General features: G+C 42.2%; 1 protein-coding gene. It reads left to right on the top strand.

Annotated features, from left to right (window positions below):
• Positions 1-149: 149 nt before the first annotated feature.
• On the top strand, positions 150-1,371 hold a 1,222-nt coding region (locus HT688_RS11500; protein WP_172923815.1), incomplete at its 3' end, for a YSIRK-type signal peptide-containing protein.

Here is a 1,371-nt window from a genome sequence, read left to right as displayed (position 1 = left end):
GGGGGGTGGTATAATTGCTGTTAGACTGTATATTCTTCATAGGAGATACAGTGGGGTAAATAGTCGTAAGTTGCTATTTATATATTATTGTCAATCGAAGAGGAAAATGACATGTTCTCTTCAATCATATCTTTAAAGGAGAAAGAGTTATGGATTTTAGAAAGTGTAACAGAGAAAAGGTCTTCCGTTACTCCATTCGTAAGTACCACTTTGGTGCCGCCAGTGTCGCGGTTGCCGCATTGATGTTTTTAGGAGCACGAGCTAGTGTTGTTCAGGCGGATACTACAGTAAATGCTACAGAGGTGTCTCTTGAGAGTTCTGAGCCTAAATCGGATCCAGCTGCGGAGGGAGCTAGTGAAGCTTCGAATGGAAGTGAGCGAAGTGCTGATCAAACAAGTAATTCTGTTCAGCGTACTCCTGTTGGCAGTGATAGGGACGCTTCTCCATCAAGCAATAATGGGGAAAGTTCTGAAGGGTCAGATAGAAGCAACAGTAGTGCCGTTAGCGGAAGGGATAGAGGTGCTGAAGAGACAAGTAACTCTGCTCAGCGTGCTCCCGTTAGAAGAGCTAGGAGTGTCGGGGAAGACCGGGCGTCAAGGTTGAATGGGGACTATTCATATAATGTTGATCAAGCACCAGTCCCAGATTCAAAAATTAATGATTTTGATTATTTGAGTAGTCATTGGTATGATGGAATGTTTCATTGGCTGAATGCCAATAGTCATGGAGATGTTTATGAACTTTATACGGATTTCTTTGGTGATCAAAAGATAAGACGGAAAGATCGTAATAGAAATAGACGTGTGGATAAACTATATAGAGACGATGCAACGACACATAGTAGTAAACTAAACATTTTCAATTTATATCCACAGGCTGAGTATGTGAGTCTTTCGATTGTTCCTAATGGAGGTGGTGAAGCTCGCTTAACAGTGGTAGAAGCTGGGGGAAAAGTATTAGATACTATTCCAATACCGGCGAAAGATTTGTGGATAAAACAAAGCGAGTATGATAAACGTGAAAAGCAGAGACAATCCATCGACAAGTCTGCCTTGAATGCCGAGCTTGGTAAAGAATCTGGCACCAAAGAGACAGCTAAGTATCAAAATGCAACAGCAGACAAGAAAGCAGCTTATGACAAAGCCGTAGAAGATGGTAAGAAAGTCTTAGAAGACCCGAATGCCACGCAAGAAGCTGTCAATAACGCTAAGAAAGCCATTGAAGACGCCAAAGGTGAGTTGGATGGAGCAGAAACTAATAAAGCTGAACTAACAACGGCAACATCTACAGATGCGACAGCTACCAAAGAGACAGCTAAGTATCAAAATGCAACAGCAGACAAGAAAGCAGCTTATGACAAAGCCGTAGAAG

The sequence above is a fragment of the Streptococcus sp. 1559 genome, from assembly GCF_013276735.1.
Lineage (GTDB): Bacteria > Bacillota > Bacilli > Lactobacillales > Streptococcaceae > Streptococcus > Streptococcus pseudopneumoniae.
The sequence above is the reverse complement of the archived record's forward strand: the minus strand, read 5'-3'. Positions and strand labels throughout refer to the sequence as shown.